Here is a 15,340-nt window from a genome sequence, read left to right on the forward strand (position 1 = left end):
AACACGAAAGTGTTACCCGGTTTTTGTCTGAATGAAACTATAGATAAGATTCGGTATCTCCGATAAATCATCGCATGCGAAGTCCGTATACTCGTTAGGATCGGCCCTTTGCTTCCATACGGTCCTCATCCCCAGCTCCTTCGCCGGTATTATATCTTTCTTCATGTTATCGCCTACAAAAACGGCCTCCGCTGCGGATACGTTCAGGTTGGATAGGGATAATTGAAAAATGGCGGGATCCGGCTTCCGCAAACCTACCGCTTCCGAGATGACAATGTCGTCAAAATAATCCTCGATGCCTAAAGCCCGTATTTTGTCCCGCTGATAAAACGCTCTTCCGTTCGTAATCATGCCCAATTTGAATGGGGCCTTCTTCAGACCGATAAGCATTTCCGTAAGCCCCGGATAACCGATAGCATGCTTCGAAAAATTACGGTTCAGATCCTCCAGCATAACGGGAAGCAAGGAGCTGGCCATGTCGAAAAACCCGATTAGATCCTTATAGACCTCTTCCTTCGGACGAACGACATGATTCATTTCCGTAAACTTTCGAACATACTCCCCTTTGTCTATACGATAGGCTTCCAGAGCATAAGCATCATATTGATGATTGGCGAATCCGATTAAGGATTGATGTTTATCCAGCAACGTTTGGTCGAGATCGAAAATAACGGCAGCGATCTTATTCATTCAAGCACTCCTTAATCATATAGTCCATATAGGCTAAGGCATCTTGTCTGCGTTTGAAGACGTTAAGGTACAAGGATTTGGAGTTGCCCTCTCGCAAACGAATGGATTCCCGTAAAATAAGATGCCATCTTGCCGGTACATGCCGCATGACATATTGACCTGCCCCTGATTTCGAGATCAGATCCCGTTCCTTAATCGTGTAATAAATGCGGGAAACGCCAAGTACACCCCACTCAATCATCCAGCCTTTCATGAACATGCCGAAGTAAGGCAAGGAAGGAAATTTCTCAGCTCGTCTTTTCCAGTTCAGCCAATAGTGCTCTAGATTCAGCTTCATGTTACGGGTTAATACATCCCAATCAATCGTATAGCCGAAGGTTTGGGGAGGCGGCCCGATTATCGCCATTCCGTAATGCTTGAGCTGGAACGCATCAACCGAATTTTTGGATAACCGCTCTAATCCGACCAACCTGCCGCTATTAAAATAATAGTAAGGGCAATCCTGATCTTCGATACTATCCAAATCCGCCTTCCATATGTACCTGCCGTCCAAGCTGATCTTCGGACGGCTTTTCTCCAGATCGAAATGGATCCGCTCGAGGACCTTCACTTCTTGCTCCGTTAACGGCCGGTAGGTGACTGCCGCAAAATCCAAATCGCTAACCCCTTCCTGAAAGGAGGCAAGCGAGATGGATCCGAACAGGTAGAAGGCTTCCAATAGGCCGGGCAGATCCTTGTTCATTCTGGCGAAGTATTGATCCAATACCGTTTGGACTTGCTCAGGCATCGTCATTCGCTTCACCCTCAATATTAGGATAAAGAGAGAATAGCACAGGATAGGAAATTATAAAATATTGGAAATACCATGGGGATCTCCTAACCGAATGACTGTCAGGACAGGCTCGAACACGGCAACGCTGCCCGTCATGCTCTCTACGACCAGGCTGATTGCCGCTCCTTCAGGAAGTGACAGGACATGGTTCTGCTTATTCCAGCCGTAATGGAATCCCCATTTTTGCCATTGCCAAGCCTTCCTCTTGTTTTGCCAATACCTTCACCATCTACGAAAAGGATAAAAGTTACATTCGACACGGGAGGTACCGTAGCGTTAACGGAATACGAGACCAGATATAAGCCGGCATGGGACACTACAATGGCACCGTACCGCAAATCCGTATTCTCCGAATCATAGAGCTCCGTCACCTCGATCGCCTCACCGCTCACCGGCTTAATTTCCGAGTCTATTCAGGCGTCTCCAAAGCTTGTAAAAGGATTACCCGACGGTCCCGGTACTCCTTGCGGCCCGGGCGGTCCGGTTAATCCCGTTGGTCCTGTTGGCCCGGTTGGCCCGGTTGGTCCCGTAGCGCCGGTTCTTCCCGTTAATCCTGTTGGTCCAGGAGGTCCGGGCGGTCCTTGAATGCCTTGCGGCCCGGGTGGTCCTGTCATACCTGTCAATCCCGTATAACCTGTTAATCCATCACTCATCCGCTGCTCACCTTCCATCCTTTTTCTACTAGATTATATGTGCCATTCGGCAAGCTTGTCTGTACATTAGCAATAGAAAAAACGCACCTGAACAGTGCATTTTTCCTGAAATAATCTACTCATAGCCTTGGGTCGATTTCCTTCTCTTTGGCCACCTCGAACAGCAGATTTGCTGCGATATTTTTGTAATGCTCATTATCCGGCGAGATCTCTGCGTGGGGAATGGCCAGCATCCGTTGACCGATCCGGAATTCCGCAGCAGAGGTGCGAAGCTTCTGACTGACATTCTTTTGCTTCATCAGCTTGTTGTATTTATGAGGGAATCGATAGTCATACCCGTACACGATGGACAAGTACTCCGCATTCCGAACCTTGAGGAATGGAACAACCTGATCTCCGTTTGTTTCCGGCTTAATGACCACTCCTTCCATCTTCTGTTCGACGGTCAGCTTGGAGAAAAATTGCTCCGCTTGCTCAGCTGCGTGCTCATTCGTCAAGTCCAGGAGCAGGAATTCGTCGTCCGAGAGAAAGCGATACATTTCGGAGGTTTTCCAGCTTACCGGAAGCTCCTCTTGACCGGATTTATAAATGATTTTCAGCAGAGCAAAAGGCTTATAGGCAAGCTCGCCTTCTTCCGCATACAGCTCCATTTGTTGCTTATAGGTTTCGTAAGCAGCCCGGTGGACATCCAGCGGCACATAGGAATCAACAACGGCAGGCAGATGCTTATAGTTCTGATAGGCGATCGATCCGTATTTTTTGTTTAACTCCGCCTTTGGCGTATGATGTTGATCCTTTTCGAAGCCGCTTGCGCGGTAACCTTCGGTTAACTGATGAAGAGCCTCTTCAAATCCGTTCTGCTGCAGAAAAGCGATCTCGGTCTCTAGCGCCTTCTCGATAGGCTTGAATTGCCGCTGGATCAATCTCTCCCCCATTGCCTGCCAAGGAAGCAGTTCGCCGTCGAGGATAAGCATTTCTATTGCATGATCTCTCATAAAACCGCCAATTTTGTTAAGCAGCCCGGAATAGATGCCGTTCATATCCACTTTCTTGATTTTGTATCCGTTACGGCTGATCGCAAAGCATTGCTCTGCATCGGCATGGAGATAAATATTGCATCTCGAGCCCATATACTTCGGCTGCAGCACAACTTCCTTCACACCGCGCTCCGCGTAATACTGCAAACCTTTGCGGATAGATTCTAATTGGCCCGCCGAATCATCCTTATCCGCCGGAGCCATAGTTCCGGAAATATAATTGATCTTGTGATGAGTGGCATAGCGAAGGCGGCGCAGCTCCTCTTCCCCTAAATCCTGAACCGCTACTTTTCGTACCGACACAAATAAAGGCTTCAGCTCCTCGGTCATATAAGCCTGTTTGGATGGCTGGGACTTATAAAATGGCTTATAAGACAGGCTCACAGCGGTTAGTGCGTTACCATGCACGCAGCCGGAATCGACATGGACTTTATTTTTGATCCGGAACGCATTCTTCGCGGCGACATGGCCGAATACATGAAACGGATAATTGCTCACAGCTTCTTCCTCCAGAAATTTCAGCTGCGATTCCAAGTCAGCTTCGCGGTCAATCCGGAAATTCCGCTGATGGTGAACCGAATGCGTGTCCAGCTTGCCGATATATTTGTTCCGGCATGGCGCATGAGTGACATAAAAAGAGGAACCGCTGCCGCCAACAAGGCGGTAAAAAGGCTTCGACACCGCAACAAGCTGATGAAATTGATCAAGCAGCTCCGTATCGCCTGCAAGTACCTGCGTGGAGTCGAAATACGTATGCAGCAGCTCCTGGTCGACTCCCTGTACATCCCCTTTTAAATACTTGTGAACGAAATTTTCGTGATTGCCCAGCACAAAATAGAAATGCTCCCGATTCTCATAAAGAAACCGAATCGTTTCCCTGGTCTGTTTTCCTTTGTCAATCCAATCACCCACAAGGACGATTTTCGTGTCTTTGACACGGTCGGCAGGCGTCAAAGTATTCCCTTCAATCTGATAACCGTAGCTGCGCAGCAAGGATTGAAACGTATCCAGGCATTCGTGGATATCCCCTACCACGATATATTTATAGCGGCTTGGCAGCGCGGTTGCCAGGTATTCATCCAGATTCTCGATACGAACACGGTATTCGGGATTTGCTTTTTTCTCTGTGGCGGAGTAGAAATCTTTGGCCCTTATTTTGTGAACGGCGGAATAGCCTTCTCTGGATAAAGAACGCAGCACTTCGGTCTTGAGACGGTTAAGGTGTGCCGTGATCACCTTTTTGGAACGCTCGGAGGCGTAATAATCGGCACGGTTGCGATAATCGAACAGGATAACTTCCACATTGTAGTTGTTCTCATGGGCGATTTCTCTCACTTTTGCGCGGAAATCCTCTGCCAGCCCCGTTGTATCTACAATGACGAATTCCGCATTGACCGGAAAGGAGGTTACAAGCTTCAGCTTGGTAAACAACAATTGAAAAGCCTGATCGCTAGCTTCCAGCATAACCCGGTCATATTTATCGTAATCAAAGCCCAATACCTCCTGCCGGATGGAATCCGAGGACAAATATTGAATATTGGGTGTAATGCCCTTCTCTTCATCCCGGAACTTCAGGCCCGGAATCAATATTTCGTTCGCGAAGGTAGACTTCCCGCATTCCGTTGAGCCGACCATTAGAAAGATGGTATGGATTTTTGTTAAGATCTGCATGGTTATGCCCCTCTTTTCTTCAAAATAACGCCTTGCGTTGTTTGGATGCCGTTCACTCCATCGCCGATTGCGATAAATTCGATATCCCATTTGATTTCATGAAGGATATCCTCGAACCACTGCCGGAATTCTTTTTGCGTCATCTCCCATTTGTGATCTTCGTGCCTCATGTTCTGAAGCTCGTAATAGGGATTAAAGTCAGCATTAGGCGTTGTCAAAATAAATTGATCGAACTCGATATGGGCACAAATCGTTCGAATAAGTTGCTTGGCTTCATCCATGCTCATATGCTCAATAACCTCGGTCAGGATAATATCGACCTGTTCCCCGTTGTAATCCTCCAAGAAATGCTCAATCGACCGGTAAAGCGCAATGTTCTCGATTTCTTTCGATCTCGCTTTACGTTCAACGGCTGCAAGCTGCTCCTCGTTAATATCGATCGCATAATAGCTTCCCTCTATCTTTTTGGAGAAAGGTATCGCGTAAAAGCCTTCCCCGCAGCCGACATCCAATATAGATTTATCGAATGTAAGGGAGCTGCCGATATAATTCCTTCTCTGGAACGCCGTTCCGCCGAAATCAAAGTCAATGGCGTAACGTTCCGTATGCTCCAACGCCTGTTTGTATTTCCAGAAGCTCGACTTGGACTGCAGGAAGTTTCTAGCGAATAGGCTGCGAATATAAAAGGGAGCATCAATTTCTTGAATGCTATGAATATATTTGTCCAGAACTTCATCGTTGATATCGATATACTCCTTGCCCGACATGGCCAGAAACAAGCAGAGGACGCTAACCACATGAAGGAGATGATACAAGCTCTTCTCGGTTGTGACCGTTAACGCATAGCTCTTGCCGGATAACGATTGATATTCGAAGCTGCAATCCCGCATGTGCTTCTCGAACATCTCGACGTAGCGGACCCATTCCACATGAACCATATTGATGTGGAAAGCATGCACGAATCCGTCTATATCCTCTTCATGCCGGGTTTTGTAAGGTGCCGAAAAATATTCGTTGATGGCATTAAGCGGAAACAACGGCGTATTGTACCTGGAAACATTCAAGTATTCGAATTGTTCCTCTTCGCTTTCTTTATAGGAAATTTCATTGTCCGCATCCTTGAAATAGACATTGTAAGCCGAGTCGTCGGTATACCAGCCAAAGGCCATACCTTTCCGGACGGAACGGATTTGCATGCCGGAGCCCGGATTCTTTTTTAAGAGATAAGATAATTTCGGATTCGTAGATTTCAACTGCACGATGGCCATAAGGTTCATTCCCTTCTTCCTTCACAACTTCTAATCGCATTTTCACATGTCTTCCAATCAAGGAACACGGCAAAAGTATTACGACACCGCTTTTTAAGGGTAAAAAACAGCACGTTGGCCTGAGGAACCATCGTGCTGCTGTCTCTTTTTAAGTTAAACGATGCATGCTCCAGACAATCCCTCCCGAGTTCGCCCCGCCTAATATAAGCGCAACGGTTAACCCATCCGCATTGTAAAACAAGCCGATTACGTCTCCCGCATTCAAAGTTACGCCGCCGGATAAGGTAACCGTGCCATTCCCCAAAATAGCCCTTAGGTTGAGAAGCGTAACGTTAACATTGAGAAGCGGGAATAATCCGCTAATAAGCGTCGTAGCCGTTGGCGAAGTTCGTTGCACGGCAAAGGAGGGATTTATTCCTGCTCCTAGAGATAAGGTTATTGCGGCTGTTGTTGAGTAGTTGATCGTCGCCAGGATTTCATATCTGCCTGTAACCGGAACGGTATAATTGCCTGTGACGGCGTTAAAGCTGGCGCTTGTAAAATACGGCGAAGCCGTCGACCAGTTGGTCAACTGCTGACTTGCCGCCAAGTTCAGAGTACTTATAAATCCCGAAAACCCTTCCGTCAGGATGTTCGGGCCGGTAGCTCCTGTTGCTCCTGTTGCTCCCGTTGCACCTGTCGCTCCTGTTGCTCCTGTTGCTCCTGTTGCACCTGTTGCTCCTGTTGCTCCTGTTGCTCCTGTTGCTCCCGTCGCTCCCGTCGCACCTGTCGCTCCTGTCGCTCCCGTGGCTCCCGTCTCGCCCGTCGCACCCGTGCTCCTGTCGCTCCCGTCGCCCCTGTGGCTCCTGTAGCTCCTGTTTCGCCTGTAGCTCCCGTTGCACCCGTCGCACCCGTAGCTCCTGTTTCGCCTGTCGCTCCCGTCGCACCCGTCGCTCCCGTTGCACCCATCTCACCCGTAGCTCCTGTTTCGCCTGTCGCTCCCGTCGCCCCTGTCGCACCCGTCGCTCCCGTGGCTCCTGTCGCACCCGTCGCACCCGTAGCTCCTGTTTCGCCTGTCGCCCCCGTCGCACCTGTCGCACCCGTAGCTCCCGTCTCACCCGTGGCTCCCGTGGCTCCTGTCGCACCCGTCGCTCCCGTGGCTCCTGTCGCACCCGTCGCTCCTGTCGCACCTGTCGCTCCCGTCGCTCCCGTCGCACCCGTCGCACCCGGTTGGCAATGGCATCTTAACGCATCCGCCAATATCGCCTGAATAGAAGAAATAATCGTTATGAACCGGCTCGTAAAACTGGGATCCAGACAACCCTGCCTTACGATAGACAACAAAACATTCATCAGTTGCTGTAAGGCAATACCGACGCTCAGGGTTGCAAAAGGAGTTATTTTAGCCGTTACAAGTGCCAGCTCTATTCTGGCAACCAGACGGGCTTTGTTCGCATTTTTTATTCTCGAGCACTCCGTTATTTTCAGCAGCCTGCTTAAAAGCTCCTGAAGGTATACGATTGCTTGGGGAGTTGGAGCTACCTTCAACACAATCGGTATAATCGTCCTTAACTCTTGCAGAAGTTGCAAAACCGTACCCGTTTCTTGCCCAAATCCTTTTATTTTGGATTTATGTCTATTCTGGTTTCCCAAAGCGCCTTTCATCGGTTTCCGGCGTTTCAACCGTTCCACCTCCCCGTGCTTCTCCAAAGGCTCAACGTACAATTACAACCGCTGCTGCAACCTATATATTTACGTGCAAAAGGTTTTTAACATAACTAGCTGTTCGCATTTCTCTATTGCCTCTCCAAATTCCAAAACGGTATAATTGGTTCCATATTCCAATATTTCATATTTTTCAGGAGGACAACCGATATGATCCCTCAGCGTGTCAGCTTGATCACGATTGGTGCTTACGATTTGCCTGCGCTTCGTGCTTTCTACCAGAAGCTTGGCTGGGAGGAAACCGCCCACAGTTCGGATAACTATGCTGCATTTACAACCGCAGGCGTCATTTTGACCCTATTCCCGATTGAAGAACTCGCCAAGGATGCCGGAATAACCTTTACCCAAGACAGAAATAGCTACCGTGCGGTTTCATTTGCCATTAACTTGGACGAGCCTTCGCAAGTAGACTCGGTCATTGAACAAATCCGAGAGATTGGCGGTACGATATTAAGAGAGCCTAGCGATGCGTTCTGGGGAGGCCGTACGGCGTATTTCGCCGACCCGGAGAACAATCTGTGGGAAGTGGCCTGGAATCCCTCTGCCGTATTCGACGAGCGGGGCGCAATGATCTCGTACTAACTTCACAGGGGAAGAGGTAATCCATTCGTGGAAATCCGAAGCATTCGCGAATCTGAGATTGACCTGTTTATTGAGGTATTAATGGAAGGCGCAAGTTGGATAGCCGCTAACAAAGAACGGATGTGGGATGAAGCCGATCTTCAAGCGCACAGCTTGATGGAAGGACTTACGATAAACAATTTTTTTGCGGCCTTTATGGATGGTGAGATTGCCGGGGTTATGATTTTGCAGGATGAGGACAGCTTTTTCTGGCCGGAAGACCCGGAGGGCGAGGCTTTATACCGAAATAAAGAGCTATGCCAACGCATAGCTCTTCTTCTCTCTATTCAGCTGGCGGTCGCAGATCAATTACCGTGGAAGCCGTTTCAATACCATTTACCATCAGTATAATACGATGCTCTCCCGCGTAATGCCGCCGGGTAGATAAATCCGCGAACCGGTGAACCCTGCTGCCAGAAAGCTTTGAACCACCCGGAACCGTCTTATCTGATAAGAGGAACAACTTGCGTGAAGTTTTGCCGCCCGATTTCACGAAATCTATTCCGTATTCAATCCTAAGATGCATCGGCTCTCCCTCTTGGATTTGCAAGGCATATTCCAGTCTGCAGCTATCGCCGATTGCCAGAATGGAAGGACGGGCCTGCAGATCTGCGGACGTAACAATGGGGGTCGAATCATCGGACATTGCATAACCGAAAATAGCCAGAGCCTCCGGATGTGCTTGGCGAACCAGATTCCGGCAAGCATGACGGATAATCCAATCCGTGTAAGGATTCTGCCCCTGCCAGCGCCGGGCTATGCCCAGTACAACATCCGGATGATCCTTCGCGATATCGTTCAGATTGTTGGCAACGCTCTTGCGCACGTAAAGCGAAGGATCCGCCTTCAACAATTCCAGTACCGGAAGCAGCGGCGAAGGGTCTTTCTTAAAGACGGGAAGAGCTTGGCCCCATGGAAGACGAGGCCTGCAGCCTTCGCTTGCCAGTCTTCGCACATGTTCATTCGGGTCGCTTGCCCAGGTCAGCATTTGCTTCATCATACGCTCGGGATCACGCAGCAAAAACACGCGGACGGCGAATTCCGCCGAAGATTTCGGAGTAAATCTCTCCAAGGCTTGCATGGACAGCTCCCAATGCTCTTCAGCTCTTCCGTACACCTCAACGAAATCCGGGAAGAACAGATACGGGAATCCGCTGCACTCCTCGCAGATCGCATACAAGACTGCAAGCGCGTCGCCGTAATTTGCCGGCAAATGCCTGCCCAGTACCGTTGAGATTTGTCTGATCCTCCCTTTCAAGGCTAGCTCGTTCCACTCTTCATTCATAACTTCAGTCACAAAAGCCTCTTTCTCAAACGCTGGATAAGCGGCCAGCACTTTATCCGCGAATTGCCGCAGGAAAGCTTCGTCGTACATATCTTTTAACGGCTCAGCCAATGGAGTACCTCTCTTCGATAATCTCTTTGTCGTAGTCATACGCCCATTATAGAACATTTGTTCTTGTTTTGCAAAGTAGCTTGAAGGAGGAACCGCATGTTCCCTGTTCTAGAGACTGACCGCTTGCTATTAAGAGAGATCACTTGCGAGGATCGATCGGACATCTTTGCTTGCTTTTCGAACAAACAGGTTACCATGTATTACGGACAAGAAGCATTGGAGCATATGGACCAGGCACAGGCACTTATTGATTTTTTCTCAAGAAGCTATGCGGAAAAGCGCGGCATTCGCTGGGGAGTTGAACGTAAGGAAGAAAAGAATCTTATCGGTACCGTCGGCTTTAATCAGTGGTCTCCCAAGCATAGAAGAGCCGAGGTTGGATATGAGCTTCTTCCCGATTCCTGGAGGAATGGATACGCTTCGGAAGCGATTTCCGCAGTTCTGCGGTTCGGATTTCAAGAACTTAAGCTCAATCGCATTGTTGCCGTAGTGTTTAAGGAAAACGTAGCCTCGAATCATCTGCTGACAAAGCTGGGGTTTCAACAAGAAGGCATTCTTAGGGACTATATGGTCCAAGACGGGAAGGCACATGATACTTACATTTACTCTCTGCTAAACCGTATTTAAAATTTGCGATACCAAAAAATAGCTTTCTCCCGTGCCGTAGAAAATTTGGAGTAGAGCATCGTATCCACCCCGCCGATGATAAAATGATTCCTGGCATAGAAACGGCATGCAGATAAATTAACGTCTTGCGTCTCGAGCATAAGACCAATCTGATGATTTTGCCTTGCCCACTCGACCGCTTTTTCTAGCAATCGGGTTCCGATGCCTTGCTGACGACTGCTGGCGGATACCCCGATATCTTCTACAAGCGCAAAGCCGTTCCAATTGGAACGGAGTTTAATCCGGCCAATGCATTTATCGTCCGCGTAGTAGAAAAAAACAGCCTTTTCGGCATCCTCCATATACGAGTCGTCAATATCATCGTTCTCATATTGCTTCAAGTACGGTTCAGAAAAGCTCTCTTCCGTATAGGTCCAATGATCGTTTTCATACTTGGGGATTATACGTCCGGTTACAAGGAAGCTTTCGTTGGACTTGTTATAATCATCTTTATTGGAATGCGTCATCTTCTTAATCATGCCTTATGCGATACTCCTTTCCGGTATAAAAAAAGAACCAGTACCTGCCCAAACAGACTACTGGTTCCTTCTATTTTTGTTAGATAACTATGAGTTAGTATTCGCCAATTCCGAGATTGAACTGCCAATGAATACCGAATTTATCGGTAACCTGACCGTACAGCTTGCTCCAGAACGTTTCCTGCAGCTCCATCGCGATGTTGCCGCCAACCTTCAAACGATCGAAGGCCGAACGGAGTTTGGCTTCATCTTCCTCCACGAAGGCCAGCGAAATATTGTTGCCTACCGTAAACGGCATGCCCGGGAATACGTCGGAGAACATCACGTTGCTGCCGCCAATATTCAGGCGCGTGTGCATGATCAAGTTTTTCGCCTCTTCCGGCAAAGGATATTCCGGGTTGGGAGGAACTTCGCCAAACGTCATCAGTTTAGGCTTGTCCAGTCCAAATACTTCGGCATAAAACTCCGCCGCTTCACGGCAATTTCCGTCAAAGTTCAAATAAGCATCAACTGACATCTCAATCTCTCCTTGTATGACGATTATAAAATCGTTGGATGGCTACCCTTCCATACTGTACCATTTTCGATATAAATAATCAAAACCTGTTAATTCGTTTTGAATTTCGACAGCACTTCCTGCAAATGCTGTGCCATATGGCTCAAATCCTCGGCAGACGCCGAAATATCCTTCATGGATGACAGCTGCTTCGATGCCCCCTGCGAAATATCTTGAGAATGGTTATGCGTGGTTTGCGTCATCGATACAATTTCGGTCATCGACGCCGTAACCTCTTCCGTCCCCGCGGACATTTGCTCCGATGCGGCAGACACCTCTTGGATTTGACTGGAGATCTCCTGGAAGGTTGCGGTCATGCGGCCAAATACTTCGCCCGCTTCATTAATAAGCTCCGATCCAATCTCTGCATCATTCACGCCTTGATTCATCGCATGTGCGGCGCGTATCGTTGTTCCTTGTACTTCCTGGATCAACGCCGTAATTTCGGACGCGGATTGCGCCGACTGCTCCGCCAGCTTTTTCACTTCATTGGCGACTACGGCAAAACCTCTTCCATGCTCCCCTGCCCGTGCAGCTTCAATGGATGCATTAAGCGACAACAGCTGCGTCTGATTCGTGATTTCCTGAATAACCGATACAATGCTGCCGATCTGGTTCGACTTAAGCTCCAGATCCCGGACTTCATCGGCCGACTTGATTGCGGACGCGTGAATAAGCTTCATCTGCTCAACGGCATGAGTGACGGCAACCTGTCCAAGCTGCACTTCTTCAAGCGAGGTCTGAGAAGCTTCCGCAACGACCGATGAGGATTCCGCAATCCGCTGCACGCCGGAAGCCATCTCTTCCATCGCAGTAGAGGTCTGCTCGGCAGAGATCATTTGATTCTCCCCGGCTGATGCCACATTATGTATCGCTTCTCCGATACGGCTCGAAATATCGACGGAATCAATGGATGAAGCAGTCAGCTCTTCGGAGGAAGCGGCCAGTTGCTCCGCCGCGAAGCTGACTTTGCCGATCGTATCGGAGAACGAATCAAGCATCTCGTTCATATTATCCGCAAGCTGGCCAAGCTCGTTTCTCGCCTCGACTTCCAGTCTTGGCCGCAGATCCCCGCTTGCGAGGGTTTTAATGACATTCGATATGTAGACAATCGGTTTCGCCATTTGATTGGCGGATATATAGGTAGCGATAAGAGCAAGAAGGGTTACCGCGAGAGCAACGCCGATCGTTTTCCAGAGCATGTTCGTAACGGGCTGCATCGCTTCTTGCTCCGAGATCGATAATTGAATGACATAGCCGTTCCGCGTCGCTTCGGCATAACCGATCTTTTTCTCCCCGTTAAAGGTATAGGAGTAGTTCGTGTCCTTGCCCTGCTTGGCCATTTCGAAAGCCTTCACCGTTTCCGGCATATTCATGTCGTAGACGGTTTTCTTCATGACCAAGTCTGCTTCCGGATGACTGACAACAAGCCCGTTGCTGTCCAGCAGAATCGCGTAGCCGGTTTTTCCGACTTTCGTTTCGCTTACAATCGCCGCGGCTTTGTTAATTTCATAACCGAATGCGTAGAAGCCGTAAGCTTTTCCATCCTGTTTGAGAGGTGCTGCGATTACGATAGATACCTTGGAAGGATCGAGTTTATTCACCAGCGGATCGCTGACGGTCAAATTGCCTTCCGACAAGGATTTGAAATACGGTCGTTCCGACAAATCAATCTTGTCGCCGGATTGCGTGGCAACAAAATTTTTGCCTGTCATGTCAAGCGAATAGCCCGGGGACATCAATTCGGGGTTTTCTTTAATGAAATGCTCAATCAATTCCCGGTGCTTACCGGCATCCCCGCCATAGTATTGCCCAACTCCCGCCAGGGCGTTGATTTTGGATACCTTGGACTGCAGATCTTCGTCGAGCCTTGCGGTAATGACATCGGCCTGCTGGGCAAGCTCCCTCTTGATCTGGCTCTTGAACAACGAGGAGTTCGCAAGAAATAAAGCTGTCGACATGGACGCAACAATCGCAATCGCGATAATCAGCGTCGTGATCAACATGCGGTGGGCAATTTTCCGCGTTTGAAATAACCTGGGTAGTTCGAATCTCTTCTTCAGCATTTCTCTCAATGACTCCCTCTCTGTAATGTCGGCGGCGGCATGTCAAAAAGACCTCTGTCTGAGCGGTTGTTCATGTTGATCGAGGTCCGTTCGAAAAAAGATATACGCGATGCCAGCACGACATATCCTACACTATAAATTTGAGTTTTCGATTTCGTTTTAGTTAGAAATATGTTAGTTTTATATTCCTGCTGGGAGCTTTGCCCAAGTTTCTTTTCCCTAATGGATAGTGTAAGATGTAGGAAACGAATCAACGAAAATCAATGGCAGGAGTTGTCGAGCTTGGCACAAAACGAAATCATTTTAACCCCTGAAGGACTAAAAAAATTAGAGGATGAGCTGGAAGAGCTGAAGACGGTCAAACGCTCCGAGCTGGCGCATCGTCTGAAAGTAGCCATCAGCTATGGAGACCTGAAGGAAAACAGCGAATACCATTCGGCGAAAGACGACCAAGCCTTCATGGAGACCCGCATTGCGCAGCTGGAGAAAATGCTCAAGACGGCCCGGGTATCCAATTCGAAAGATACAACGAAAGTTGGCGTAGGCTCCATTGTGGTTCTGAACGACATTGAAGTCGCGGAGAAAATCGAATACCGCCTCGTAGGACCTGCGGAAGCCGACGTATTCGAGAACAAGATCTCTTACGAGAGCCCGATGGGCCAGGCGCTTATGGGCAAATCCGTTGGGGACGTCATCAGCGTGGATGCGCCAATCGGCGTCATCAAATATGAACTTCTCGAGATCAAAGTGAACGGATAAAGAATAGGATGCAGCATACGATGCTGCATTCTTTTTTTTCATTCCTCGAACAAACGGATGAAGTTCCGGGCACTCTTCGACAGGTACCGGTCCTTCAGCCAGATAATGCCGACCTCCGATTGAAAATCGGCATCCGATATGGTAAGCATTTTAATGGTAGGAAGCGGAAACGAGGCCATAACCGATTTGGGAAATACCGTCGCGCCGATACCGGCCGCCACAAGGGCTACAATGATCGCAACGCTGGAGCATTCGCAGATGACCTTTGGTTCGAAGCCATGCGCCCTCGCTTCAATCATTACGCGATGATGCATCCCGATTGTTTTGTCCGTCTTGAGGGTCAGAAACGGCATATCCGCAAGCTCGCTCATCAGCATCGTATTTTTATCCGGGGCACTCACCCAGTTGGCAGGAAGAACGGCTACGTACGGATCGGAAGGAAGCGGAAGCACCGAATAGGGCTGCGTATGCAGCGTCGATTCAAAGGGAAGCCTCGCCACAATCAGCTCGATATCCCGCTTCTCCAGCAGATTGCCGAGAATGAAGTGATCGCCTTCCCAGATTTTGAACGTTACATTCGGATACAGTCTGCGGAATTGCTCGATGGGCGGCGGCAACAGCGAAATGCAGGACACAACCGAACCGATAGCCAGCATGCCGTGCAAGCCCGCGTCGAGCTCCTTAACCTCATGCATGGTTTCGTTAAATTCCTGCAGCAGCTTCTCTGCTTTATCCCGCAGAAGCTCGCCAGCATGCGTCAGACTTAGCCCCTTCCCGCTCCGGTCAAACAAAGTTACGCCTAATTCATCCTCCATCAGCTTCAGTTGACGGCTTAGCGGCGGCTGCTCCATATTAAGCGCTTTCGCTGCCCGGGTAATTTGTCCTTCCTTGGCGATCGCCAAAAAGTACCTTAACTGTCGAATATCCATAACCAGCCCCCAA

General features: G+C 49.0%; 17 protein-coding genes. 4 read left to right on the top strand and 13 right to left on the bottom strand.

Translation table 11 applies throughout. From position 1 onward, the window contains the following. Positions 1-12: 12 nt before the first annotated feature. The 8 genes from CFI03_RS28750 to CFI03_RS28785 all read right to left on the bottom strand — a co-directional run bounded on the left by CFI03_RS28750 (position 13) and on the right by CFI03_RS28785 (position 7,813). On the bottom strand, positions 13-690 hold the full coding sequence (locus tag CFI03_RS28750; RefSeq protein ID WP_248762552.1) for an HAD family hydrolase: 678 nt from the start codon (positions 688-690) through the stop codon (positions 13-15). Beyond that, a complete protein-coding gene (locus CFI03_RS28755) occupies positions 683-1,477 on the bottom strand; it encodes an aminoglycoside adenylyltransferase domain-containing protein (protein WP_248762553.1) in 795 nt (264 codons plus the stop codon). Before CFI03_RS28755 ends, CFI03_RS28750 begins: the two co-directional genes overlap by 8 nt. 146 nt (positions 1,478-1,623) lie before the next feature. Beyond that, complete coding sequence (locus CFI03_RS28760) at positions 1,624-1,914, bottom strand: hypothetical protein (protein WP_248762554.1); 291 nt, start codon at positions 1,912-1,914, stop codon at positions 1,624-1,626. A 21-nt stretch (positions 1,915-1,935) separates the two neighbouring features. Continuing rightward, positions 1,936-2,175, bottom strand: a complete 240-nt coding sequence (locus tag CFI03_RS28765; RefSeq protein WP_248762555.1) for a hypothetical protein — start codon at positions 2,173-2,175, stop codon at positions 1,936-1,938. 119 nt (positions 2,176-2,294) lie between these two features. Continuing rightward, a complete protein-coding gene (locus CFI03_RS28770; protein WP_248762556.1) occupies positions 2,295-4,883 on the bottom strand; it encodes a metallophosphoesterase in 2,589 nt (862 codons plus the stop codon). Between the two features lie 2 nt (positions 4,884-4,885). Continuing rightward, a complete protein-coding gene (locus tag CFI03_RS28775) occupies positions 4,886-6,151 on the bottom strand; it encodes a methyltransferase domain-containing protein (RefSeq protein ID WP_248762594.1) in 1,266 nt (421 codons plus the stop codon). A 148-nt stretch (positions 6,152-6,299) separates the two neighbouring features. Then, positions 6,300-6,740, bottom strand: a complete 441-nt coding sequence (locus CFI03_RS28780) for a hypothetical protein (RefSeq protein WP_248762557.1) — start codon at positions 6,738-6,740, stop codon at positions 6,300-6,302. 35 nt (positions 6,741-6,775) lie between these two features. After that, the gene (locus CFI03_RS28785) at positions 6,776-7,813 is read right to left on the bottom strand and encodes a collagen-like repeat preface domain-containing protein (RefSeq protein WP_248762558.1); all 1,038 of its coding nucleotides are present in this window, start codon (positions 7,811-7,813) and stop codon (positions 6,776-6,778) included. Between the two features lie 192 nt (positions 7,814-8,005). Between CFI03_RS28785 and CFI03_RS28790 the strand changes: the two genes are divergently transcribed. Next, positions 8,006-8,437, top strand: a complete 432-nt coding sequence (locus CFI03_RS28790; RefSeq protein ID WP_127499186.1) for a VOC family protein — start codon at positions 8,006-8,008, stop codon at positions 8,435-8,437. Between the two features lie 27 nt (positions 8,438-8,464). Beyond that, positions 8,465-8,827, top strand: a complete 363-nt coding sequence (locus tag CFI03_RS28795; RefSeq protein WP_248762559.1) for a hypothetical protein — start codon at positions 8,465-8,467, stop codon at positions 8,825-8,827. On the opposite strand, the gene CFI03_RS28800 is transcribed toward CFI03_RS28795, so the two are convergent. Further along, positions 8,760-9,872: a DNA alkylation repair protein gene (locus tag CFI03_RS28800; protein WP_248762561.1), complete on the bottom strand. Its 1,113-nt coding sequence runs from the start codon at positions 9,870-9,872 to the stop codon at positions 8,760-8,762. The genes CFI03_RS28795 and CFI03_RS28800 overlap by 68 nt on opposite strands. Before the next feature lie 96 nt (positions 9,873-9,968). Between CFI03_RS28800 and CFI03_RS28805 the strand changes: the two genes are divergently transcribed. Continuing rightward, on the top strand, positions 9,969-10,499 hold the full coding sequence (locus tag CFI03_RS28805; RefSeq protein WP_248762563.1) for a GNAT family N-acetyltransferase: 531 nt from the start codon (positions 9,969-9,971) through the stop codon (positions 10,497-10,499). On the opposite strand, the gene CFI03_RS28810 is transcribed toward CFI03_RS28805, so the two are convergent. The 3 genes from CFI03_RS28810 to CFI03_RS28820 all read right to left on the bottom strand — a co-directional run bounded on the left by CFI03_RS28810 (position 10,496) and on the right by CFI03_RS28820 (position 13,639). Then, on the bottom strand, positions 10,496-11,017 hold the full coding sequence (locus CFI03_RS28810; protein WP_248762565.1) for a GNAT family N-acetyltransferase: 522 nt from the start codon (positions 11,015-11,017) through the stop codon (positions 10,496-10,498). The genes CFI03_RS28805 and CFI03_RS28810 overlap by 4 nt on opposite strands. 94 nt (positions 11,018-11,111) lie before the next feature. Further along, positions 11,112-11,534 (bottom strand): VOC family protein, encoded by a 423-nt coding sequence (locus CFI03_RS28815; RefSeq protein ID WP_127499194.1) that lies wholly within the window; start codon positions 11,532-11,534, stop codon positions 11,112-11,114. 89 nt (positions 11,535-11,623) lie between these two features. Next, positions 11,624-13,639 (bottom strand): methyl-accepting chemotaxis protein, encoded by a 2,016-nt coding sequence (locus tag CFI03_RS28820; RefSeq protein WP_248762566.1) that lies wholly within the window; start codon positions 13,637-13,639, stop codon positions 11,624-11,626. A 282-nt stretch (positions 13,640-13,921) separates the two neighbouring features. On the opposite strand from CFI03_RS28820, the gene greA reads away from it, so the two are divergent. Beyond that, positions 13,922-14,398 (top strand): transcription elongation factor GreA, encoded by a 477-nt coding sequence (gene greA / locus CFI03_RS28825; protein ID WP_127499198.1) that lies wholly within the window; start codon positions 13,922-13,924, stop codon positions 14,396-14,398. Between the two features lie 38 nt (positions 14,399-14,436). Here the strand turns inward: greA and CFI03_RS28830 are convergent, their stop codons facing one another. After that, complete coding sequence (locus tag CFI03_RS28830; RefSeq protein ID WP_201003417.1) at positions 14,437-15,327, bottom strand: LysR family transcriptional regulator; 891 nt, start codon at positions 15,325-15,327, stop codon at positions 14,437-14,439. Between the last annotated feature and the right edge of the window lie 13 nt (positions 15,328-15,340).

It is taken from the genome of Paenibacillus sp. ATY16 (assembly GCF_003399985.2).
GTDB lineage: Bacteria > Bacillota > Bacilli > Paenibacillales > Paenibacillaceae > Pristimantibacillus > Pristimantibacillus glycanilyticus.